Below are 23,311 nucleotides of genomic sequence, written 5' to 3' on the forward strand. Positions count from 1 at the left end.
ACACCGGATTTTGTTAAATCAACAGCCAGGTTAAGACCTGTTTGTCCGCCAAGTGTCGCAAGCAGTGCATCTGGACGTTCTTTACGAATGATTCTGCTGACGAATTCCACAGTCAAGGGCTCGATATAAACGGCATCTGCCATCTCTGTATCCGTCATGATGGTGGCCGGATTGGAGTTAACTAGAATAACACGGTAGCCTTCTTCTTTTAGAGCGATACATGCTTGGGCACCGGCATAGTCAAATTCTGCAGCCTGCCCGATAACAATTGGTCCTGAACCGATTACTAAAATGGAGTTGATATCTGTACGTTTAGGCATTTGCTGTAACCTCCTGTTTGTTCTTTTCCATCAAGTCAAGAAATTGATTGAATAAGCCGTTTGCGTCTTCTGGACCCGGAGATGCTTCGGGATGGTACTGAACCGTAAATGCAGGGTAATCAAGGTGTTTTAAACCTTCGACTGTTCCGTCATTTACTGCAATATGAGTAATTTCTAATCTTGTATTTTTAATAGAGTCTTCTTCTACTGTATAGCCATGGTTTTGTGAAGTAATGGCGACTTTTCCTGTAGCAAGATCTTTAACAGGATGATTGGAACCGCGATGACCGAACTTCATTTTTTCTGTATTAGCTCCACATGCTAGAGCAAACAACTGATGCCCTAAGCAAATTCCGAATAATGGAACCCTGCCTAATACACCTTTTAACATATCAATCGCTTCTGGAACATCCTTTGGATCTCCAGGTCCATTTGAAAGCATGATTCCGTCTGGTCGTAACTGAAGGATTTCATCTGCTGTTGTATGATATGGGACGACCACCACATCACAATCCCGGTGGTTAAGTTCACGTAAGATTCCGTGCTTCATTCCAAAATCAACAAGGACTACTCTCTTGCCGCGGCCTGGACTTGGATAAGCATTTTTTGTGGAAACTTGTTTTACTTGATTTGTTGGAAGCGGTGCTTTTCGTAACTGAGCTAAGATCTCATTTGGATCTTGTTCAATGCTGCAGATCGCACCTTTTAGTGTCCCGTATTGGCGGATAATCCGGGTCAATTTACGTGTATCAATCCCTGCAATTCCTGGGATCTTTTTCATGTCAAAATATTCATCTAAAGTGTATTCGTTTCTCCAGTTGGAAGGGTAGTCCGCTGCTTCCTTCACAATTAAGCCCTTTATTGCTGGATTAATAGATTCAAAGTCATCTCGGTTGATTCCGTAATTTCCGATTAGTGGATAGGTTAATGTAACTATCTGCCCGCAATAAGAGGGGTCGGATATAATTTCTTGATAGCCTGTCATCCCTGTATTAAAAACAACTTCACCAATTGTTTCTGTATCACTTCCAAAGCCTTTACCGATAAAAATGGTTCCATCTTCTAATATAAGTTGTTTTTTCATACTAAGACACTTCCTTTTTCCCAAGCGATTTCTCCTTTAGCGATTGTCATCTCAGGCCATCCCTTACATTTCCAACCGCTAAATGGTGTATTTTTTCCTTTTGATAAAAATTCTTCTGTGTTAATTGCACTTTCTTCCTCTAGGTTCAACAGGACTAAGTCTGCAAGTGCACCCACTTCGATTTTCCCGTATGGAAGCGCAAATGCTTCGGCTGGTTTGACTGTTAAATATTTTATTAACTCTTCAAGAGTCATGATATTTTTTAAGACAAGGTGTGTGTAAAGAAGCGGGAACGCTGTTTCCAGCCCAACAATACCAAATGGTGCAAGCGTCATTCCCTCCGCTTTTTCTTCTGCTGTATGTGGAGCATGATCTGTTGCAATGAAATCAATAGTTCCGTCTAAGAGCCCTTCTATTAAGGCTTTGCGATCTTCTGCAGCACGAAGCGGCGGATTCATTTTGAAGTTTGCATCCAAACCTGGGATATCATCTTCAGATAACAAGAGGTGATGCGGTGTTACCTCTGCCGTTACTTTAATTCCTGCTCGTTTGGCATCTCTGACTACTCGGACTGATTCCTTTGTGCTGATGTGGCAGACATGATAATGACAGTCTGCTGCTTCGGCTAAGAGTACATCCCTTGCAATTTGAACGGATTCACAAATAGATGGAATTCCATTTAATCCATGCTTTTTCGCAAATGATCCATCATGGACAGAACCCTTATTGATTAATGTATTTTCCTCACAATGCGCGACAATCGCCATGTCTAGTGCGGCTGCTTTTCGCATCGCTTCAAGCATCATCGCAGCTGACTGAACGCCTACCCCATCATCCGTAAAGGCAAATGCCCCCAGAGCTTTCAATCCGTCAAAATCTGTTAATTCTTGACCTAACTGACGGATTGTAATCGAAGCATATGGGAGAACCCTAACCTTCGCCGTATCCTTGATCCTCTTTTGTAAGTCCTCCATGTTGTTAATGGTGTCAGGCACCGGTCTTGTGTTTGGCATGTTGGCAATAGTAGTGAATCCGCCTCTTGCTGCTGCTGCTGTTCCGGTTGCGATGGTTTCCTTTTTTTCTCCGCCTGGTTCACGAAGGTGGACATGTAGATCGATAAATCCAGGTGAAACTAATTTACCTTCAGCGTTCACTGTGCGATCCACAATTGCGTCGATTTTTGCTTCAATCTTAGTTATTATTCCTTCTTCAATTAATATATCAGCTTGTTTCTTTTCTCTATTAGATGCTATGTAGCACGCGTTCTGAATAAGTAGTTTCATTTTGGTTTCCTCCTTCAAGGCTTTCGATTGATCTTTTAATGGCTGCCATTCTAACGTACACACCGTTTTCCATTTGTTTAAAAATCCTTGATCGCTTGCACTCTACAAGATTATCAGCTATTTCTACATTTCTATTAACTGGTGCAGGATGCATGATAATGCTGCCCCGCTTCATCATCTTTTCTCTTTCAAGTGTAAGTCCATATTGCTTATGATACTCATTTGCCGTAAAACTACTTTTTTGGTGATGACGTTCATGTTGTACACGTAGAAGCATGACTACATCCGCTTCTTGGATGGCCAAATCAATCGGCCTATACCTAGATATATCCGTACTTCTAGTATCAAACCATTCTTTTGGCCCTGAAAAAGTCACTTCCGCACCCAGCCTTGTTAAAACATCGGCATTGGAACGTGCCACCCGGCTATGGCGAATGTCACCGATTATGGAAATTTTTAAGCCTGCGAATTGGTCAAACTCCTGCTGGATGGTCATTAGATCAAGAAGTGATTGCGTCGGATGATGCCCGCACCCATCCCCGCCATTAATGATTGGAATGTTAACCTTTCCGACCAGTTCGTCAAAATAGCGGTCCTGTTCGTGTCGAATGACAATTGATTCGACACCAATGGATTCTAATGTTTTTACTGTATCGTAAAGTGTTTCCCCTTTTTGGACACTTGAAGTAAGCACTTCAAATGGGATTACCTCTAATCCTAATCTTCTTTGGGCCACTTCAAAACTGCTCTTTGTTCTGGTACTTGGTTCAAAAAATAGATTAGCAGTAAACATTTGCCTGTCCGGACGCCATTGCATTCCGTTTTTAAAGTTATGAGCATCTGTTAAGATTTGATAAATCTCATCAACCTTTAATTCGTTCGTAGTTAGTAAATGATTTAACATCCATCATCCCGCCTCTCTCATTTTGGATAAAAAAACACCCTGACCAGAAGTTCAGGGTGAAGGTAATACAAACTTAATCCATGAGTCAAAAATCATGGCACTAAGCTTACACCCTTTTAAACCTCTCTGGATTTCTTTAAAGAGTTGAAACTTATTTATGCAGTTTTCCGCTTATCAGTGAATTCAATTTCTTCAAGCATATTTTCATTTGCTGTTTCTCTGCCTGGAAGGATAAGGTTTAACAATACTCCGCAAATGGCTGCTAGAGCCATCCCCTGAATTTGTAATGATTCTGATACTTTTATCACTGCACCACCGATGCCAACTACTAAGATGACGGATGAAATGACAAGGTTTCGCTTGTTACCAAAATCAATTTTGCTATCCACCAGCATTCGTAATCCAGAAGAAGCAATGATTCCAAAAAGCAGGATCGAAACGCCTCCCATAACCGGTGTTGGAATGGTGCTGATTAAAGCAGTTATTTTTCCAATGAAGCCAAAGATGATGGCGAAGATCGCAGCACCTGCAATAACATATACACTGTAAATTCGAGTAATTGCAAGGACGCCGATGTTTTCACCATAAGTTGTTTTTGGCGGGCCGCCAATCAAAGCGGAAATCATCGTTGCTGTTCCATCCCCAAGGATCGAGCGATGTAACCCAGGTTCTTTAATATAATCTCTGCCGACTACCTTACTTAGCACTAACTGGTGTCCGATGTGCTCTGATAGTGTAACAATCGCAACTGGTATCATTAACAAGACTAAATCCCAAGTGAATTTTACTTTATAGCTTACAAATGGAATGATAAATTCAGGCATTTCAAACCACTTAGCTTCTAATACTGGTTTAAAATCGACCACTCCAACCAGTAGAGCGTAGATATATCCGACAATAATCCCCGCTAAGATAGGGATCATACTTAACATTTTTTTGGCATATATCGAAAAGATAATTGTTGCTATTAGCGTAACCAGGGCTACAGAGAAATGAAGCATGCTGTATTTACCACTCACTGGATTATTCATCGCCATATTCACAGCAGTTCCGGATAGGGCTAATCCGATGACAATAATAACAGGTCCGACAACAATTGGCGGGAGAAGATTCATGATCCAGCGATGACCTGCCTTGCTAATGATAAGCGCAACCAGTCCGTAAACAAGTCCTGCAAGGAAAGTACCGACCATGGCACCGCCAGGTCCCCCTGCTGCTTTAGCGGCAATTACAGGTGCGATAAAGGCAAAAGATGAGCCTAAGTAAGCTGGAACTTGGAATTTAGTTATTAAAAGAAACGCTAATGTGCCGAGTCCACTTGATATAAGAGCAATCGCCGGGCTTAATCCAACAAGGTAAGGTACTAATATGGTGGCTCCAAACATGGCGAATAAGTGTTGTAAGCTTAATGTGATCCATTGTAAGGGTTTAGGAATATCTTTTACGTCTAAGATAGGTTTATTGGTCACTGTGATTTCCCCCATTTTGTATAATGCTTTGCTTTAGTTGCTTAATTTTCCCATAAAAAAACCCTCTTTATCCGTGAGGGTACAAAGAGGGTTTGGACATGCCTAAATAAAGATTCTTTTGGCATATTCCCCTTTGTCAGCCTCACAGGACTACTTTTAAAAGGGTAACTATTTATTTTTCAAAAATACTGACTTGATCGACCTGATCCACTTCAGCTAACTCGACTACAATTTTCTCGTCACTTGAGGTCGGAATATTTTTTCCCACATAGTCTGCCCGGATGGGAAGTTCCCGGTGTCCGCGGTCGACTAAGACCGCAAGTTGAATGACTGCAGGGCGTCCGATATCCATTAAGGCATCTAGTCCAGCTCGGACTGTTCTCCCCGTATATAGAACATCATCAACAAGTATCACTTTTTTATTATTTATCCCCACCGGAATATCAGATCCTTTAACCAGTGGTTCTTGATTATCTGTTTTCTTTGTTAAATCATCTCGATAAAGGGTAATATCTAACTCACCAACAGCAATTGCTTTTCCCTCAATCTCCTCAATTTTGGCTGCAAGTCGATTGGCCAAATAAATGCCCCTCGTTCGAATACCAACCAAAATACTATCATCTATACCTTTGTTTTTTTCAATAATTTGGTGGGCAATTCTAGTCAGGGCCCTGCTAATGGCTTGTTCATCCAGGACAACAGCTTTTTGGTTCATACTACACCTTCTTCTTTTGTAAAAATAAAAAACCTCTCACCCAATTTTGGCGAGAGGTTAACTAGTTAATTTACAGATAAGGGTATAGTTACCCCCATTATCTTAACCGTTTCCTTCTCAGCCTCACGGGACTGTTTTAAAGGCTTATTAAGCTAAAATCATCTTACTTCAAATTAACGACTGTGTCAACGATTATTTCGAAGCTGATTAAGTAATAACTCGATATCTTCTGGAAGTGGCGCTTCAAATTCTAAATATTCACCTGTTCTTGGATGGTTAAAACCTAACACACCTGCATGTAATGCTTGTCCGTTAATATTAAGCGTCTTTTTCGGTCCATATTTCGGATCTCCAGCGAGAGGGTAACCAATGTATTTCATATGAACACGGATTTGGTGTGTTCTACCTGTTTCTAATTGACATTCAACAAATGTAAAATCCTTAAAGCGTTCAAGGACATGGAAATGTGTGACCGCATGTTTGCCATGGTCAACGACTGTCATGCTTTGTCGGTCTTTTGTATCTCTGCCAAGAGGAGCATCAACAGTTCCAAAGTCATGGGGAATGACACCATGGACAATCGCTTTATATTTACGGGTAACCGATTTGGCCACTAACTGATTGACAAGACTTTCGTGAGCCAAATCATTTTTAGCCACCATTAATAGTCCGGATGTATCCTTATCAATCCGATGTACAATCCCTGGTCTTAACACACCGTTAATCCCTGATAAATCCTTACAGTGGAACATCAAACCATTGACCAATGTTCCTGACATATGACCTGGCGCTGGATGAACGACCATACCCCTCGGTTTATTTACCACCAAAACATCACTGTCTTCATAGTAAATTTCTAAATTAAGATCTTCTGGGACCACATCCAACTCTTCTGGGTCCGGAATCGTAATTTCTATTTGGTCGTCTACGTTACATTTATAATTTGTTTTAATCTGTTGCCCGTTCACTGTTATATTGCCTTCTTTAATCCATTGCTGTACTTGAGTTCTTGACCATTCTTCATCAAGACCAGAGATCACCTTATCAATCCGATCCCCTTTTTGCTCCTCAAGAATGATGTGTTCCATTTTCTCCATATGATTTCTCCTTTGTTTCTCTCTCTTCTAGTACCATTTGAATCATTAACAAGATGACACCGATCACTAAAGCTGAATCTGCGATGTTAAAGACAGGGAAATTATAGCCAAAAACATACGTATGAATGAAATCCACAACTTCCTTCCGAATGACACGGTCAATAAAGTTCCCGATCGCGCCTCCAAGCATCAATGCTAAAGATACACCTAGTATCCATTTACCTTTTGCAGCTTTGTATAGATAATACATAATTGCTACAATTACAACAATGGTAATAACATAAAAGAGCCACATTTGTCCTTGTAATATTCCCCATGCCGCTCCACGATTACGATGAGAAGTAATATAGAAAATATTATCAATGATAGGTATACTTTCCCCTAGATACATCTTGCTAACAATAAGCCATTTCGTAATTTGATCTAATAAAATAACAAAAAGAGCGATTAAGTAATAAAACACTAAGAAATACCTCCACATCAACTAGACTCATCATGTCTAGACGCTTTCGCTTATCATACTTCTTAAGCATTTTAGCATACTTTTCCGCTAAACGAAAATGTAACTTTATGAAAATGATCAGTAAATCGGTTTTTTGTAATAATGCATTAAATACTCTGAATCCTTTACAGACTTTAAGGTAGGAATGATCTTTAATAATTCATTAGGCAAGAATTCTCCAGAAATTTCACATTGCCCAAAATTTCCATTTTTAAGCTTTTGAATTGCTGTATTAATATCTGACAATTCCTCTTCTAAAACGGATGTAAACCAGTCCTGCTTCGGTTTGTTCCTTAAGGAATATTCAATTTCTTCTTTCGTTTGACGGAGTTCCAAAAACAGCTGTTCCTGCGTGGCATTCATAGTTGTTACCTCCGTGTTTCATTTGTCTTATTATTTCCGCCATCCAATAACCGACTCGGAAAAACATTTGACAACTACAACAACAATTAACGGAGAAGGAAAAATTTAAAAGCCCTGTGCAATTGCACAGGGCTTACATAATTAATTATGAGTATAGTTAGCTTTTACTACTTCAGCACAACGCGGGCAAAGGGTTGAGTGTTCTGGATCTTGACCTACTTCTGGTGTTACAATCCAGCAACGCTCACATGTTTCACCCTCAGCCTTTGTAATAACAATGGCTGCAGTTTCTAATTTAACTGCATTTTCAGGTGCTTCCTCGTAGGCCCCTGCCACTTCAAAGCCTGAGATAATAAAGAGTTGTTGCATATTTTCTTCAATCGAGTCTAATAAAGCTTTTGATTTTTCATTGACATAAAGCGTAACCTTTGCAGTTAACGACTTCCCAATCACTTTTTGATTACGTGCTTCCTCAAGAGCCTTTAACACATCATCACGAAGTTTCATGAATTCAGTCCACTTTTCCTCTAAACCTTGAGCATTTTTTAATTCCTGATATTCAGGAAGGTCAGTTAACTGGACACTCTCTTCTGTTACCGCCGGGATAAACTTCCACACTTCATCAGCAGTGTGTGAAAGGATAGGTGAAACTAACTTTGTTAAAGCAAGCAGGGATTCATATAGCACTGTCTGGATAGCGCGTCGCTCATGGTTATTTGTAGCTTCAATATAAAGGACATCTTTCGCAAAATCCAAATAAAATGAACTTAAATCAAGGGTGCAGAAATTATTAATCGCGTGATAGATGCCAGCGAATTCATAGTTTTCATAGGCATTGCGAACATTTTTAATCAACTTATTTAATTTAACAAGCATAAATTGGTCAACTTCGCGCAGATCTTCATATGCCACTTTATCTGTTGGAGTAAAATCAGCTAAATTTCCTAATAAGAAACGGAAAGTGTTACGAATTTTACGATAAACCTCTGCGACCTGCTTTAAGATTGCATCTGAAACACGAACATCCGCTTGATAATCAACTGAAGCAACCCAAAGGCGTAAAATATCTGCACCTAACTGGTTCATTACTTTTGCAGGGATAACGACATTACCGATGGACTTACTCATCTTCCTGCCTTCACCATCAAGTGCAAACCCGTGGCTTAATACTCCTTTGTATGGTGCTTCACCTGTCACGGCTACAGCAGTAGATAATGACGAGTTAAACCAGCCGCGATACTGGTCCGAGCCTTCAAGATAAAGATCAGCTGGTCGAACTAAATCATCTCTTTCAAGTAAAACAGCTTGATGGGAAGATCCTGAATCAAACCATACATCCATGATATCTGTTTCTTTAGTAAAAATACCGTTTGGACTTCCTGGATGAGTAAAGCCAGCAGGTAGTAATTCTTTTGCCTCACGCTCAAACCATACATTCGAACCAAATTCACGGAATAAATCTGAAACATGATTAATTGTTTCATCTGTAATGATTTCTTCGCCAGTTTCTGCGTAGAAAACAGGAATAGGTACTCCCCAGACACGTTGACGCGAAATACACCAGTCCCCTCGGTCACGAACCATATTAAATAAACGCGTTTCACCCCAAGCAGGAATCCATTTTGTTTCTTTGACTGCATCTAGTAATTCATTACGGAAATCTTTAATAGATGCAAACCATTGTGCCGTCGCTCGGTAGATTACCGGTTTCTTCGTTCTCCAATCGTGTGGATAAGAATGGGTAATAAAAGAAAGTTTGAGCAATGCACCTGCATCTTCTAATGCTTGTGTGATTGGTTTATTTGCTTTATCGTAAAATAATCCTTCAAAACCTGGCGCTTCACTCGTCATCACACCTTTATCATCGACAGGGCATAGGACATCTAAACCATATTTTTGGCCTACATAAAAGTCATCTTCCCCGTGACCAGGTGCTGTATGGACACAGCCAGTACCTGCATCTGTTGTTACATGTTCTCCTAACATCACCAATGAATCGCGGCCATAAAGAGGATGAACAGCTAAAATATTTTCTAAATCATTTCCTTTTACCTTTTTAACAACTGTTACTTCTTCCCAGCCGATTTCCTTCGAAACTGATTCAAGAAGAGCCTCAGCAACTAAATATTTGTTCTCATTTGCCGCAACCACAACATATGTTAGGTCCGGATGAACAGAAATACCTAAGTTCGCCGGAATTGTCCAAGGTGTCGTTGTCCAGATGATAATTTGGGTGTCTGTATCTAGTACATCTTTTCCATCCTTCACCTTAAAGCCCACATAAATGGATGCGGATTTTTTGTCTTGGTATTCAATCTCAGCTTCAGCAAGTGCAGATTCACTCGATGGAGACCAATAGACAGGCTTGAGTCCTTTATAAATATAACCTTTCTTAGCCATTTCACCGAAGACTTTAATTTGCTGTGCTTCATAGGCTGGCTTTAGGGTAATATAAGGGTTTTCCCAGTCACCGCGCACACCAAGTCGTTTAAATTGTTCACGCTGATTATCAATTTGTTCGAGAGCATACTTTGTACAAAGTTGACGGAATTCTGCGACCGTCATTTCTTTACGTTTCACACCTTTATTCGTTAATGCTTGCTCAATTGGAAGGCCATGTGTGTCCCAGCCAGGTACGTATGGTGCATGGAAACCGCTCATTGACTTATAGCGGACAATCATATCTTTTAAAATTTTATTAAGGGCATGCCCCATATGGATGTCACCATTGGCATATGGAGGACCATCATGCAATACAAACATCGGACGTCCTTTAGTTCGTTCCTGAACTTTTTTGTAAATATTTAACTCTTCCCATTTCGCCTGAATCTCAGGCTCTCTTTGTGGAAGATTGCCACGCATTGGAAATTCAGTTTGTGGCATTAATAACGTATTTTTATACTCCATTTTTTCTTCCTCCTGTAATCCTCTTCATATCAGAATAGCCAATAGACAAATAAAAAAACCCTCTCATCCCAAAATAGGGACGAGAAGGTTTTATTCCCGCGGTACCACCCTGATAGATAGTTCGAATCAATTCGTCTATCCTCTTTAGCATTCGTAACGTGAATAACACGCCTAAGCCTACTATCCTTAAATAAGGAGGTTGGGCTATGGAACTCAAGGGTGATCTTCAATTTTTCAACTTTACCAGGCTTACACCGCCCCTGGCTCGCTAAAAAAGTCTTAGAAAAATTATACTGTCCCTATCATCGTCATTGACCATTCTTTATAACTGTTAAGAAATTATATGCTATAAAAACGCTTTTCGTCAAGCTAATGAATCTTCTTCTTGATGAACTTTTAGTTCTGTTGCATCTACCTCATATTCTAATAAGTGATCCCAATCATCGGTATTCAACATATCAAGCTGAGCCTCAATCAACATTTTAAAACGTGTACGGAATACTTTAGACTGCTTTTTTAAATCCTCGATTTCAAGAGCAATCTTCCTTGCTTTTGATAGTGATTCATTGACAATCCGGTCAGCATTTTTTTCCGCTTCTTTAATAATCAACTTTGCTTCCTTTTGAGCATTTCGTTTAACATCTTCACCCGCTTCTTGAGCAATAATGATAGATTTATTTAGAGTTTCCTCAATCGTAACAAAGTGACCAAGACGCTCATTCATATCGTTCAAGCGTTCTTCTAATTCTTTTTTCTCTCTAAGTACTAATTCATAATCCTTGATAACCTGATCGAGAAACTCGTTGACCTCATCCTCATCATATCCTCTAAAACCCTTATTAAACTCCTTATTGTGAATATCCAACGGTGTTAACGGCATGATGCCACCTCCATACAATCTCTAATTCTATATGTATATGCAAGAATTCGACATCATTCATCGAATTTCCTTCTTTATTTATAAAGTTATTTTTGTTTTCCGACATTTAGTCGCCATTTTTCTTTTTTTGTTTTCCCTTGAATAGCAAGAATTTTTGCTCGGCCACTTCCTCTAACTGAAATCATGTCACCCACACCGCATTCAAATGAAGGATTTTCAATTATTGTCCAATTCACCTTCACGAGTCCTTGTTGAATAAAAAGTTGTGATTTCTGCCGTGACACATGATAAATTCCTGAAATAACGGTATCAAGCCGCAGAGAAGAAATCGTTAAGTCACTTTCCACCAATTTTTCATTGGTGGGAAGTGCATTTTCTATATTGGTTTCAGTTAGTTTTACACCTGCCCTGCCAATCGTTTCAACATTGTTAAGGATATAATCGCTAATATCCTTTGCGGCGAAAAATTGGCATTTCCCATCTATATTGAGGATATCCCCAAACTTTCCTCGTTTCAGACCTAGGGACATGAGTGTTCCCAATACCTGCCGATGCTCGATCGTAACAAACTTGGTTGGATAGTGGATGTCGAAAAGGCTTATTTGAAATTCATCATTATTTATCGATGTTAGATAATCTGNNTGCCGCCAAAAAGTTTGTACTTTACCTCGCCATGTTCACCAATTAACATTTTAAGAATATGTTGTTCTCTTGGATCAAGGAAATCGGTTAATTTAGGAGTATATTGTGTGTCTACATAATTCTTCCAATTTAACACCTGATCAATAAATTCTCGTTCTTCTGGACGAAAGTGCTGATAGATATTCATTTTTCAAAACACAACCTAGATTCAAAATTCTTAAGAAACAAGAAAACGATAGACACTTGATAATCCACTTTGCGCAAAGTTAAGAACAAGAAAGGCAACGATTGGAGAGATGTCCATCATACCAATCGGTGGAATGATTCGTCTAAATGGCTCTAAATATGGCTCACAAATTTTCGCGAAAAATTGTCCGATAGATGACCCTCTAGCGTTTGGAAACCATGACATTAAAATATATATAATTAAGGCATACGAATAAAGTTGTATTAGCTTCTGTAATAAACTAAAAACAAGTGCCATTAAGCATTACCACCTCGTATTTTGATTTTCAAAGTCAGGAATAAGTTCTGATATATTTCCTGAAACCTCAACATTATCAGGTGTACATAAGAATATACTAAAACCAATCTTTTGAATGTCTCCACCAATTGCATAAACAGCACCACTTAGAAAATCGACAATTTGTCTGCCCTGGTCACTATCAATTCGCTGCAGGTTCACGACAACTGCGCGGCGGTTTTTTAAATGGTCAGCAATTTCAGTTGACTCAGAATAAGAACGTGGCTCAACTAAAATTACTTTGGATGACTTTGTAGAATTGGCAGATTTTTGTACGGTTTGCAAGCTGACAACATTTTGGTTCTTTATCACCGGTTGTTGCTTTTGTTTTACAGGAAGTGGTTCAACTACTTCTTGATAATCAACTTTGTTATCATCATATTCATCATCCAAAAAGAAAAATGTTTTTAATTTCGATTTAATCGTCATGATTTTCTCTCCTAACCATCTTCACCAACAAGCGCAGTGCCTATTCTTACCATTGTAGCCCCTTCTTCAATAGCAATTTCAAAATCATTGGACATGCCCATCGAAAGTTCTATGCAAGGAGCATAATCCAAATTTAAGGCTTGGACTTGTTTACGAAGTTCTCTTAATTTATGAAAACATTCACGTATTTGAGATTCATTATCAGTAAGCGGAGCCATTGTCATTAAACCTTCAACACTGATCTGTTCAAAGTTACGAAGTGATTCAATAAAAGTTAGCACTTCTTCTGCACGTAAGCCATGCTTTGATTCTTCTCCAGAGACATTTACTTGTACTAAGCATTTTACCTTTTTTTCTGCCCGTTTATTAATTTCTTCTGCAAGAGAAATTCTGTCCAAAGATTGGATATACTCAACAATATTAACGATATTTTTTACTTTTCGTGTCTGAAGTGAACCGATATAATGCCATACAGGCTTGTCCTTAAGTTCTTCCCACTTACGAAGGAGACCCTCATCCCGATTCTCGCCTAAATTTATAATACCTGCTTGTAGTGCTTCATTTGCTCTCTCAGTACTAACGTATTTCGTAACCGCTATCACCCTGACTTCTTCAGGGTTACGCTTGACTCGAAGGCAGGCCTCATTGATTTGTTGTTTTATTATCTCGTATTTTTCTGCTACCCTCATAAACTTTACATAGTCTCCTTCCAGCCCATAAAAGTTAACATTCTTCCTGTTTTCCCTTTGTCACGACGGTGGGAAAAAAACTCTTTATCACAACTAGAACAAAAGTTAGTCAACTGGATATTCGTATCTGGTACACCAGACTTCATTAGTATTTGTCTATTTACTTCACGTAAATCTAAGGAATATTGGCCGTCTTTAATTAAATTATAGGGTAAAATTTCGACATCTTCTAGTGTATTTTCGACCAAGTTTATAACATACTTATCAACAATATAACATTTTTCACAAATGGATGGGCCAATTGTAACTAGAATCTGTTCTGGGTTAATTCCCTCTCTTTTCCATGCAATGATCATTTCCCTTGCAATTTGGCCTACGGTCCCTTTCCAGCCAGCATGGGCAACTCCAATCATTTTTGATTCAGGTGCAATAAAAAAAAGAGGGACACAGTCGGCATAGCAAAGTGTTAACAAGACGCCCTCCTCATTCGTATAAAAACCATCTGTATCTTTAATAGCATTTTCATAGGAATTGGAGCCTTTGCCACGGTCATGTTTAGAAATTTTTTTAAGATGAATCCCATGTGTTTGTTCAGCTCCGACCCAAGTCTTTAGCGGAAATGTGAGCAAGTCTGAAACTTTTTCTCGGTTGGAACAAACATCGCTTTGATTATCACCAACGTGAAAACCAAGGTTAAGGGATTCGTAATCCCCTTTGCTTACTCCGCCAATATTAGTTGTTATTCCCGCAACTAAACTTGGATATTTGCTTACCCAGTTTTCAATAGTTAATAAGGATTGATTTTTTAAAACAAAGGGTTCCATTTTCATACCTCTAATGTTTTTTCTATAGTTTACCATGAAAAGAAAAATTGGTCACCGCAAAAACAAGAGTTAAACTTCTGCTTCTTCCGTTATATTTTCTGCACTGCCTTTATATCTGACCAAAATAACATCTTGACCTATTTTTAAAATATTCTTCCAAGGAATAACTACGTCGTCATCTTTACCAAAAAAGCCAAGTACTCTTCCGCTGCCGCTAATGACGACTGCTTCAATCTTTCCTGTTGTTAAATTTATCTCAATATCACCAATATTTCCAAGCCTTTTTCCATCTGCAACATTAACCACATCTTTTATTTGGAACTCAGAAATTTTTACCATCTTTTCTCACTCCCGGTTTTATTTCTATAAAATATATGTTTACTCTAAGACTTTTAGTAAAAGGAATAAAAATAAAGCTGCCCTAAGGACAGCCTAACTTTGGATATTTTTATTCATTTGTCTTATCGCAGCTTTTTCTAACCGAGAAACTTGTGCTTGGGAAATCCCAATTTCATCTGCGACCTCCATTTGTGTTTTACCTTGAAAGAATCGTTTCCGTAAAATTAACTTTTCGCGATCGTTTAGCCTGCGCATTCCTTCTTTTAATGCAATTTCTTCAATCCAATTGATATCTTTATTTTTTTCATCACTTAATTGATCCATTACATAAATTGGATCGCCGCCATCATTATAAATTGGCTCGAAAAGGGACACTGGGTCCTGAATGGCATCAAGGGCGAAAACGATTTCTTCATGTGGAACTTCTAAGACCTTCGCAATTTCTTCCGCAGTTGGTTCCCTTGAAGTTTCGCTCATCAATCGCTCTCTTACCTGAAGGGCTTTATATGCAATATCCCTCAAGGATCTAGAAACGCGAATTGGATTATTGTCACGCAAGTACCTTCGAATTTCACCAATAATCATTGGAACCGCATAGGTTGAAAACTTTACATTTTGGCCTAAATCAAAGTTATCGATAGATTTCATCAGCCCAATACAGCCAACTTGAAACAAGTCGTCAACAAACTCGCCTCTATTGTTAAAACGTTGAATGACACTTAATACGAGTCGTAAATTACCGTTGACGAGCTTTTCTCTGGCATAAATATCGCCCTCTTGCATTTGCTTGAAGAGTATTCTCATTTCTTCGTTTTTTAAGACAGGAAGTTTTGCTGTGTCCACACCGCAAATTTCAACTTTATTTCGAGTCAATCCTTTTCCCTCCTCACAGGAGTTGCTGTACAAAAAACAGTATCTCCTTGAGAAGGAAAAATATGCACTTATCCACGATGGTGGACAAGTGCACATTTGTCGAAAAATGCAATTAAGTCACGAAAATCATAGGTTTTTTAATGGAAAAAATTTTTTCTTCTTTACACCATTTTATTAAATTCTTTTCGAAGCCTTTTTATAATTCTTTTTTCTAAGCGGGAAATATATGATTGGGATATTCCCAGCATGTCAGCTACGTCTTTTTGGGTTTTTTCTTCTCCATTTGTAAGACCAAACCGGAGTTCCATAATTTGTTTTTCACGGTCAGTCAGTTGATGAAGTGCTTTTGTCAGGAGCTTTCGGTCCACGTTCGCTTCTAGATCCTTTGTAATAATATCATCATCCGTTCCTAGCACGTCAGATAATAATAGTTCATTCCCATCCCAATCAATATTTAAGGGTTCATCAAAGGATACTTCTGACCTGATTTTATTATTGCGCCGTAAGTACATGAGAATCTCATTTTCGATGCATCGTGAGGCATATGTAGCAAGTTTTATTTTTTTCTCGGGATTAAAGGTATTAACTGCTTTAATTAATCCAATAGTTCCTATACTAATTAAATCTTCAATATTAATCCCAGTATTTTCAAATTTTCTAGCAATGTAAACAACAAGACGAAGATTTCGTTCAATTAATATTGACCTTGCTGCTTTATCACCACCAGGTAATTTTTTCAGCAGCATCTCTTCTTCATCTTTGCTTAAAGGAGGCGGTAAGGCCTCACTACCACCAATATAATAAACTTCATCTGTTTTTAAACCCAATTTCATTAATAGTTTATACCAATAGTAGGATAGGCGAAGCCTCCATTTTTTCATGTGTGTTCCTCCTTCTAAAATATGTTTTTCTGAGTATAGTAATACTAACTCACCTTAATGGTTTTTATTTGCTGCTTAGGACCTGTGAGCATCTTTGGATGAACAATACATTGAAATGCATCTTCGCTTGAGAGTTGCTTTGTTGTAAAGGAAACAAGACCTTTTTCACATAGATATTGAGTTTCTTTATGTTCAATAAAAATGCTTTCAGGTTTTACAGCAATTATTAGTTGATGCTCTTGTCCAATCACGCGAGTAGGAACAATTCGGATCCTATTTTGCCACTCCATTGGAAGGTCTCCACTGCCATTGATAAGTAATTCTGGATCATCAGCAAGTTTCTTTATTGATTCTGGGATCGTTTCTTGAATGTTTTTAATGGAGACAAACATCACAGGTTGCTTTGACAATGGATCATAAAGTTGATTCCCGCTATCCACTAATCCTTTAAAGATAAGGGTTTCGTTATTTATATTGACTCTGACTTTAACAATTTGATCAAATTGGATTTTTGTCATCTCCATGCTTTCAACATTCTTTCTTGAGAAGTGCCAAGCGACGGGAAATCCAATTAGAACGAATATCCAACTAATCGGATCACCAAAACCTTTTGTACTGGACACGAGGACCTTGGTTGTAAACTCAGAATCATACTGAATAAAGTAATGGGCCCCCATTAATGCCCCTCCGATTAAGAAGGTGGACACATAAAGTGTCATTAACGCCTTAAAGAAAAAAGTCATCCGCTTATATCCAAACGTTATTAACACCATTAGGATTGAGCATAAGAATTTTGATATGGGATGGCTTGTATAGACATTTAATGGCGTAAATGATAATAAAATTATCAATGAACCAATAAATCCACCAGCTGCTAGTCTCCCTATTTTAATCTCTCTTTTTAGAAAAATAGCTGTTAAATATAGAAGCAGACTATCAAATAATAAATTTAGAGCCCAGATCACATCTAAATAAATAGTTACCAGCTTCCTCTCTAAAAATTTATCAGCTTTTCCTTTCTGTTTACGAAAAAGTATATCGTACTTGCATGGCTGAAGTGTGTCACTTTCTGTAATCAAATAAACAAAAATTTCCACTATTCACAACGTATTTTGTCATATAAATTTTGTCATTAATAAAACTGGGCTGTTGATTTCCGCTCCAATCAACAGGTGCCAATAATATCAGCAAAACAATTTAAATTAGCCTAAATAAAAAAGACACGACCAAAAACAGGTCGTGCCTCTTGAATTTCATTTATTAAATTACCTTCTACGATTACGGTTCCGTAAGAAGGTTGGAATATCTAATGTTTCTTCTTGGGAAACTTGGGTATGGCGGACAGGCTCTTGCTGAACCTCTTCACGTTTTGGCTGTTCTCTTTTAACATTACCCATCTGTGGTTTAGTCTGACCAAAAGTAGGACGAGTAGCTTTTGGCTGCAAGGTTTCTTCTTTAAACCCAGTAGCGATGACAGTAACGATAATTTCATCTTTTAATGACTCATTAATAACAGAACCAAAAATCATATTTACTTCCTGATCAGAAGCGGTTGCTACGATATCAGCAGCTTCTTGAACTTCATAAAGACTTAAGTTTGTACCGCCTGTAATGTTCATTAGTACACCTTGTGCTCCATCAATAGATGTTTCTAATAATGGAGAACTAATTGCTTTCTTAGCAGCTTCTGCGGCACGATTTTCACCAGCAGAAACACCAATCCCCATTAAAGCAGACCCTTTATTAGACATGATTGTTTTAACATCAGCAAAGTCCAAGTTAATAAGACCTGGTACAGCAATTAAATCTGATATCCCTTGTACACCCTGACGAAGAACATTATCCGCTTCACGGAATGCCTCCAGCATTGGGGTGCTTTTATCAACAATTTCAAGGAGACGGTCATTAGGAATCACAATAAGTGTATCAACCGCATCTTTCATAGCACCAATTCCACCTGATGCTTGTCCGGAGCGTTTTTTTCCTTCAAATGTGAACGGACGAGTTACTACACCAACAGTCAATGCACCTAGGTCACGGGCAATTTGGGCAATAACAGGTGCTGCACCAGTACCTGTTCCTCCGCCCATTCCTGCAGTAACAAATACCATATCCGCACCACTTAATGCTGCCTCTAATTGCTCTTTACTTTCTTCGGCAGCTTTCTTTCCAACGTCTGGATTAGCACCTGCTCCTAGTCCACGGGTAAGTTTAGCACCAATTTGCATCTTTACTTCTGCTTTGGAAAGATTAAGTGCTTGAGCATCAGTATTAACAGCGATAAATTCTACTCCCTGAACGCCATGTTCAATCATTCGATTTACCGCGTTATTGCCACCGCCGCCGACACCGATTACCTTTATAGTTGCAAGAGAATCTAAATTTGTATCAAATTCTAACATGACAATCCTCCTAATTCGTCGGTACCTTTTCGATTAGCCTATTCGAAAAAGTAACCAAGGAATTTTTTTACTTTTGATGACATCTTTTCTTCCGGATGTTTTTCTGCTTTTGGTTGTTTAGGTTGTTGTTGTTGTTTAGGAGCTCTCTTTTCGGCAGGTTCAGAAATGGTTGAAGAACCAACGTGTCCACCTGGTAATCTAGCATTCTTGTACGCATATTTAATTAAGCCAACCGCTGTAGTATATTGTGGTTCCCTTACACCAATATAGTCTGGCACTGCAATGCGGACTCTATTTTGTAAAATAACCTGAGCAAGTTCAAGAACACCTTGCATATTTGCAATACCGCCAGTTAATACATAACCGCCTGGCAGGTCACTATATCCTAAGCGTTTCATTTCATGTAATACTAGTTCAAAAATCTCTTCCATTCTTGCTTCAATAATATCCGAAATTTCCAGCTGATTAAATTGTTGATGTTGATCACTGCCAATGATTGGTACACTGAACACTTCATCTTCTGAAGCTTCGTCATAGAATGCATGTCCATGTTTTATTTTTATTTTTTCCGCATCTTCTGTTGAAGTCCGTAGCCCAACAGATATATCTTTTGTGATATAGTCTCCGCCAACAGGCATAACACTAGTTTGTGTGATAAATCCTTCTTCAAAAACAGCTATTGTTGTTGAGCCGCCACCAAGATCGATAAGAGCAACACCGAGGTTTTTCTCATCTTTTGACAGTGCATAATCACCTGCTGCCAATGGCTGTAGAACAATATCCACTATTTCGAGTCCTGCACGTTCCACACATCGAAGGGTATTAATGATAATCGATTTGGAGCCAGTAATAAGTGTACCATCCATTTCCAAACGAACCCCTATCATACCGCGGGGGTCGTTAATTTCATCTTTACCATCAAGGATAAATTGTTTTCGAATAACTCCGATGTTTTCTCTTTCAGGCGGGATCGAACCAACGTGTGATGCTTCAATGACACGAATGACATCTTCATTCGTAATCTCTCTATTTTGGCTGGAAACAGCTACAATACCATGACAATGTTGAAGCATGACATTGTTACCTGAAATGCCAACCACCACATCCCTGATTTCCATCCCAATCATTCTTTCTGCCTGCTCTATCGCCCTTCTAATCGAATGAACGGTGTCGTCCATATCAACAATTGAACCTTTGCGTAATCCTTCAGATTTCACATTTCCAACACCAATTATATTTAATGAGTCTTTACCCGAGTCATTGACCATTTCACCAATGATTACTTTTACACTGGATGTACCGATGTCAAGACTAACATATATTTCATTGCTGTTCATTCTTTGGCACCTCCTTTAGATTTCCTTAAGTTGAACAACAACTATATTTTTTTGTCCAATAAAAGTTCAATATTCATATCATATAAAATTATTCGTCACAACTAAATGATTCCCTTTAAAAAAATTCAATTTTTTTCTACTTTTTCTTTGTTCGTTGACCATTTTGTCAATAATATTCGCCTAATTACGGCAATATTCTGAAACAATCTGACACCAAACGCGAAAACTGCCGCTAAATATAAGTCTACACCAAGATTAACACCGAGAAAAGCTAAACTTGCAGCAAGTATAATATTAAAGAAAAACCCTGATACAAACACTTTTTCATCATATATATTTTGCAGGTATGCCCTGATCCCACCGAAAAGAGTGTCGAATGCTGCTAAGACAGCAATCGACAAATAATTGGAATATTCTTCAGGAATGCGTATTTCTGTTAGTAGTCCCAAAATGATCCCAATTATTAATCCTATGAATGGAAGCCACATTAAGAATCGCCTCCTTCTTTTGTCGGTTCCATGTAGCGGATGCGTATGGAATCATCGTAGGCTGGTACCGTTAAGTTCGGAATTGGTTTTGAAATCGAAAGTCTTAGATTTTCAATAAAAAATTCTTCCGTTGCTTTTGATACTTTCATCCGATTATATAATTTTTCAGCTGTAGAATTATCATCTACACCTACAACAACTTCTATTGGCAGCCTTTCAATGGTATGCCCATCAATTTTTGTTTCCATATTGATGTCGCGAATCACAGTTGTATTAATAATTCTCTTCCCATCAATTGCTACATATTTTGCTTCGTACATATTTAATTCGTTTAGCAATCTAGTTAGAAGTTCAGGTGGAATAACTCTATTAACAGGAGTACCCGTCTTAATTTCTTCGATTACGGGTTCAATCTTTAATCTAATACCAGGAACAGTAATTTCAGTCAGTCCTGCTTCAAGCTTTAATTCCTTTAATGTATCACTTAAGGCTTGTTCCTTGCTTTGTTTTCGTTTAGATTCATAGGCTGCTAGTTTTTTCTCATTTGAACGAATTTCATTTAATAAGTTGGATTGTAGTTCTTTTTCATTCAGTATTGCTTCACGAAGTTGCCAAACATCGCGGGTATCCCGTTCAGCAGGTTTTTTGACTGTTTGAAATTGGATCGCTATCATGAACCCCACTAAGACAGCGATCAATGTAAAACTTACATTTATTTTTTTATTGTCCACTTTTTTCACCTAACCTTTTAAATTATCATACCGTGGACATTACTTCATAATTAACTACCTAGGATTGGATCGAGTACCATTTCATCATCTCTTTCCAAAGAAAAAACAATGTTATCATTTACTAACTGATCTTTTACCCCTCCTACTAGATTAATTGAAGATGAAAGAACATCAGGATCACCAATTGCTGAAATTATGAAGGGGGCTGGATGCTCAACTCCATCAACCGTAATAACAGGTCCATTACAAATAATATAAGAATGGCTAGTCAGCCTTTGTCCATTTATGGCAACTGCTGCTGCCCCCGATATATAAAGCTCATTAACCACTTTAAAGACATGGTGTTCATGAACAAGATAATTATTAATATTATCCTCTTTCGGATCATAAGCACCGTCTGTAAGTGTAATCTTTACTCCTTTACCCTTAACCTTCACCTTCCCCAAGAACATCCGATATTTCTCAGCATTCTCAGCGAGATTCTCATAAACCTCTGCTTCTTTCGAGAGGTTTTTCTCATTTTTAAGGACCAACTCTTGTTTTTGATTTAATTCCTTTTGCAATTCGCGATTGCTCTTTTCTTCAGCAATTAATTGGTTTCGTAGTGCAAGGGTCTGTTCCCACTGTTTATCAGACACTTTAGGTTTCCCTTTATTCATTTTCATTTGTGTTAAATGATAGGAAAAGGCCAACATAAATCCTAATACAAGGCAGACCAGGGACAAAACAACATGCTTACCCTTCACCCTTATCTTGCTCAACTTCTTTTTCCTCCACTTCGGTTTCAAAGGCCTTAAAATACGTTCCTACTTCTAGGTCAATAATTCCCTTCTTGTTGGGATCAATTTGAGAGATAATTGATGGATAATGTACCATTTTTTCAGCAAAGCTTCTTAATGTGGCACTAACCTCAAATCCATCATTCATAAATAAGGAAATATGATATTGATCAGTTTTTTTCGGAGTATAATGGATTTCAGAGATAGAGTTGGATATTTCACTCGGAAGTTTCTCTAACTCTTTTATCATTTGATTGAGGGCTGCCCCCTCTTTAAACTCAAATAAAATTGGAGAATTTACAGGTATTTTCTTTGCTGCTCTTCCTTTCACTATTTTCCCATTTTCCATAATTGGTAAGAATTTATTTGCTTTTTTAAGATAAGCAATTCTTTTATGTTCTTTTACTTGGATGACCACTGTATTAGGCCAGTGAGTCTTGATGGTAACTGTCTTTATCTCAGATAGACGCTTTATTCTCGATGCCGTTTCATCCTTTTTTATTTTCCAAATATTCGTATTATTCGAAAGGCCGCTCTGACTGATCAATTCCGTATCAGAATACACACCATTTCCTTTTATCGTTATCGTCTTTACATGGCTTAAGGGTGATTGTGAATAGGCGATAACTACTATCATTGTAAAAAACAGAATTAACAGGAGTACAAGGCGTCTGTTTGCTTTTCGTCTTCTTTGCTCCTTTAGCTTAGGAATACGGTCCTCGAGAGCTACAATTTTACCTTTTTCCATTTAAAATTCCTCCACATAAAAAGCAGCTGCTCTAACATAAGTAGACTAAGCCTGTCCAACATTCGATAGTGTTACCTCGAAAAGAGAAACAACGGCACGAAA

At 38.3% G+C, this 23,311-nt stretch carries 24 protein-coding genes, 2 pseudogenes and 1 other annotated feature; all 26 genes and pseudogenes read right to left on the minus strand.

Annotation, left to right across the window (positions count from 1 at the left end; all coding sequences use genetic code 11):
- Positions 1 to 320 (minus strand): annotated as a pseudogene (locus tag V7659_RS08515) (carbamoyl-phosphate synthase large subunit); the annotation flags it as partial.
- Positions 313 to 1,404 carry a carbamoyl phosphate synthase small subunit gene (locus V7659_RS08520; protein ID WP_335539452.1) on the minus strand — a complete coding sequence of 364 codons (1,092 nt, stop codon included), beginning with the start codon at positions 1,402 to 1,404 and terminating at the stop codon, positions 313 to 315. The gene V7659_RS08520 and the pseudogene V7659_RS08515, both read right to left, overlap by 8 nt.
- Complete coding sequence (locus tag V7659_RS08525) at positions 1,401 to 2,687, minus strand: dihydroorotase (protein WP_335539394.1); 1,287 nt, start codon at positions 2,685 to 2,687, stop codon at positions 1,401 to 1,403. The genes V7659_RS08520 and V7659_RS08525 overlap by 4 nt, the downstream gene beginning before the upstream one ends.
- Entirely contained in the window at positions 2,647 to 3,591 is a 945-nt protein-coding gene (locus tag V7659_RS08530) for an aspartate carbamoyltransferase catalytic subunit (RefSeq protein ID WP_335539396.1), read from the minus strand. The genes V7659_RS08525 and V7659_RS08530 overlap by 41 nt, the downstream gene beginning before the upstream one ends.
- A gap of 155 nt (positions 3,592 to 3,746) precedes the next feature.
- Complete coding sequence (locus V7659_RS08535; RefSeq protein ID WP_420491714.1) at positions 3,747 to 5,060, minus strand: solute carrier family 23 protein; 1,314 nt, start codon at positions 5,058 to 5,060, stop codon at positions 3,747 to 3,749.
- A 172-nt stretch (positions 5,061 to 5,232) separates the two neighbouring features.
- Entirely contained in the window at positions 5,233 to 5,775 is a 543-nt protein-coding gene (gene pyrR / locus V7659_RS08540; protein ID WP_335539400.1) for a bifunctional pyr operon transcriptional regulator/uracil phosphoribosyltransferase PyrR, read from the minus strand.
- A 185-nt stretch (positions 5,776 to 5,960) separates the two neighbouring features.
- Positions 5,961 to 6,872 carry an RluA family pseudouridine synthase gene (locus tag V7659_RS08545; RefSeq protein WP_335539401.1) on the minus strand — a complete coding sequence of 304 codons (912 nt, stop codon included), beginning with the start codon at positions 6,870 to 6,872 and terminating at the stop codon, positions 5,961 to 5,963.
- Positions 6,844 to 7,335: a signal peptidase II gene (gene lspA, locus V7659_RS08550; RefSeq protein ID WP_420491715.1), complete on the minus strand. Its 492-nt coding sequence runs from the start codon at positions 7,333 to 7,335 to the stop codon at positions 6,844 to 6,846. Before lspA ends, V7659_RS08545 begins: the two co-directional genes overlap by 29 nt.
- Before the next feature lie 117 nt (positions 7,336 to 7,452).
- A complete protein-coding gene (locus V7659_RS08555; RefSeq protein WP_283878265.1) occupies positions 7,453 to 7,737 on the minus strand; it encodes a hypothetical protein in 285 nt (94 codons plus the stop codon).
- A gap of 141 nt (positions 7,738 to 7,878) precedes the next feature.
- Positions 7,879 to 10,644, minus strand: coding sequence for an isoleucine--tRNA ligase (ileS, locus tag V7659_RS08560; protein ID WP_335539403.1), 2,766 nt, complete (start codon positions 10,642 to 10,644; stop codon positions 7,879 to 7,881).
- Positions 10,645 to 10,716: 72 nt separating this feature from the next.
- Positions 10,717 to 10,959, minus strand: a binding site (T-box leader).
- Between the two features lie 49 nt (positions 10,960 to 11,008).
- Entirely contained in the window at positions 11,009 to 11,524 is a 516-nt protein-coding gene (locus V7659_RS08565; RefSeq protein ID WP_335539405.1) for a DivIVA domain-containing protein, read from the minus strand.
- Between the two features lie 86 nt (positions 11,525 to 11,610).
- Positions 11,611 to 12,353: pseudogene (locus V7659_RS08570) on the minus strand (RNA-binding protein).
- 30 nt (positions 12,354 to 12,383) lie between these two features.
- On the minus strand, positions 12,384 to 12,650 hold the full coding sequence (locus V7659_RS08575; RefSeq protein ID WP_335539407.1) for a YggT family protein: 267 nt from the start codon (positions 12,648 to 12,650) through the stop codon (positions 12,384 to 12,386).
- Positions 12,651 to 12,656: 6 nt separating this feature from the next.
- Positions 12,657 to 13,118, minus strand: a complete 462-nt coding sequence (locus V7659_RS08580) for a cell division protein SepF (protein ID WP_335539409.1) — start codon at positions 13,116 to 13,118, stop codon at positions 12,657 to 12,659.
- Between the two features lie 11 nt (positions 13,119 to 13,129).
- A complete protein-coding gene (locus V7659_RS08585) occupies positions 13,130 to 13,807 on the minus strand; it encodes a YggS family pyridoxal phosphate-dependent enzyme (protein WP_335539410.1) in 678 nt (225 codons plus the stop codon).
- Between the two features lie 5 nt (positions 13,808 to 13,812).
- A complete protein-coding gene (pgeF, locus tag V7659_RS08590) occupies positions 13,813 to 14,631 on the minus strand; it encodes a peptidoglycan editing factor PgeF (RefSeq protein ID WP_335539412.1) in 819 nt (272 codons plus the stop codon).
- A 69-nt stretch (positions 14,632 to 14,700) separates the two neighbouring features.
- Positions 14,701 to 14,970 (minus strand): YlmC/YmxH family sporulation protein, encoded by a 270-nt coding sequence (locus V7659_RS08595; protein WP_098572685.1) that lies wholly within the window; start codon positions 14,968 to 14,970, stop codon positions 14,701 to 14,703.
- Between the two features lie 93 nt (positions 14,971 to 15,063).
- On the minus strand, positions 15,064 to 15,843 hold the full coding sequence (gene sigG / locus V7659_RS08600; protein ID WP_283878257.1) for an RNA polymerase sporulation sigma factor SigG: 780 nt from the start codon (positions 15,841 to 15,843) through the stop codon (positions 15,064 to 15,066).
- A gap of 161 nt (positions 15,844 to 16,004) precedes the next feature.
- Positions 16,005 to 16,724 (minus strand): RNA polymerase sporulation sigma factor SigE, encoded by a 720-nt coding sequence (gene sigE / locus V7659_RS08605; RefSeq protein WP_026566384.1) that lies wholly within the window; start codon positions 16,722 to 16,724, stop codon positions 16,005 to 16,007.
- 44 nt (positions 16,725 to 16,768) lie between these two features.
- Complete coding sequence (gene spoIIGA, locus V7659_RS08610) at positions 16,769 to 17,821, minus strand: sigma-E processing peptidase SpoIIGA (protein WP_335539415.1); 1,053 nt, start codon at positions 17,819 to 17,821, stop codon at positions 16,769 to 16,771.
- Positions 17,822 to 17,989: 168 nt separating this feature from the next.
- On the minus strand, positions 17,990 to 19,126 hold the full coding sequence (gene ftsZ, locus V7659_RS08615) for a cell division protein FtsZ (RefSeq protein WP_283878256.1): 1,137 nt from the start codon (positions 19,124 to 19,126) through the stop codon (positions 17,990 to 17,992).
- A 38-nt stretch (positions 19,127 to 19,164) separates the two neighbouring features.
- A complete protein-coding gene (gene ftsA / locus V7659_RS08620) occupies positions 19,165 to 20,463 on the minus strand; it encodes a cell division protein FtsA (RefSeq protein ID WP_335539418.1) in 1,299 nt (432 codons plus the stop codon).
- A gap of 125 nt (positions 20,464 to 20,588) precedes the next feature.
- A complete protein-coding gene (locus V7659_RS08625; protein ID WP_026566380.1) occupies positions 20,589 to 20,951 on the minus strand; it encodes a small basic family protein in 363 nt (120 codons plus the stop codon).
- Positions 20,951 to 21,682, minus strand: a complete 732-nt coding sequence (locus tag V7659_RS08630; protein ID WP_335539420.1) for a DUF881 domain-containing protein — start codon at positions 21,680 to 21,682, stop codon at positions 20,951 to 20,953. The genes V7659_RS08625 and V7659_RS08630 overlap by 1 nt, the downstream gene beginning before the upstream one ends.
- A 50-nt stretch (positions 21,683 to 21,732) precedes the next feature.
- Complete coding sequence (locus V7659_RS08635; protein ID WP_335539422.1) at positions 21,733 to 22,443, minus strand: DUF881 domain-containing protein; 711 nt, start codon at positions 22,441 to 22,443, stop codon at positions 21,733 to 21,735.
- Positions 22,418 to 23,209: a cell division protein FtsQ/DivIB gene (locus tag V7659_RS08640; protein ID WP_335539424.1), complete on the minus strand. Its 792-nt coding sequence runs from the start codon at positions 23,207 to 23,209 to the stop codon at positions 22,418 to 22,420. The genes V7659_RS08635 and V7659_RS08640 overlap by 26 nt, the downstream gene beginning before the upstream one ends.
- Between the last annotated feature and the right edge of the window lie 102 nt (positions 23,210 to 23,311).

It is taken from the genome of Neobacillus drentensis (genome assembly GCF_036966985.1).
Classification (GTDB): domain Bacteria; phylum Bacillota; class Bacilli; order Bacillales; family Cytobacillaceae; genus Neobacillus; species Neobacillus drentensis_E.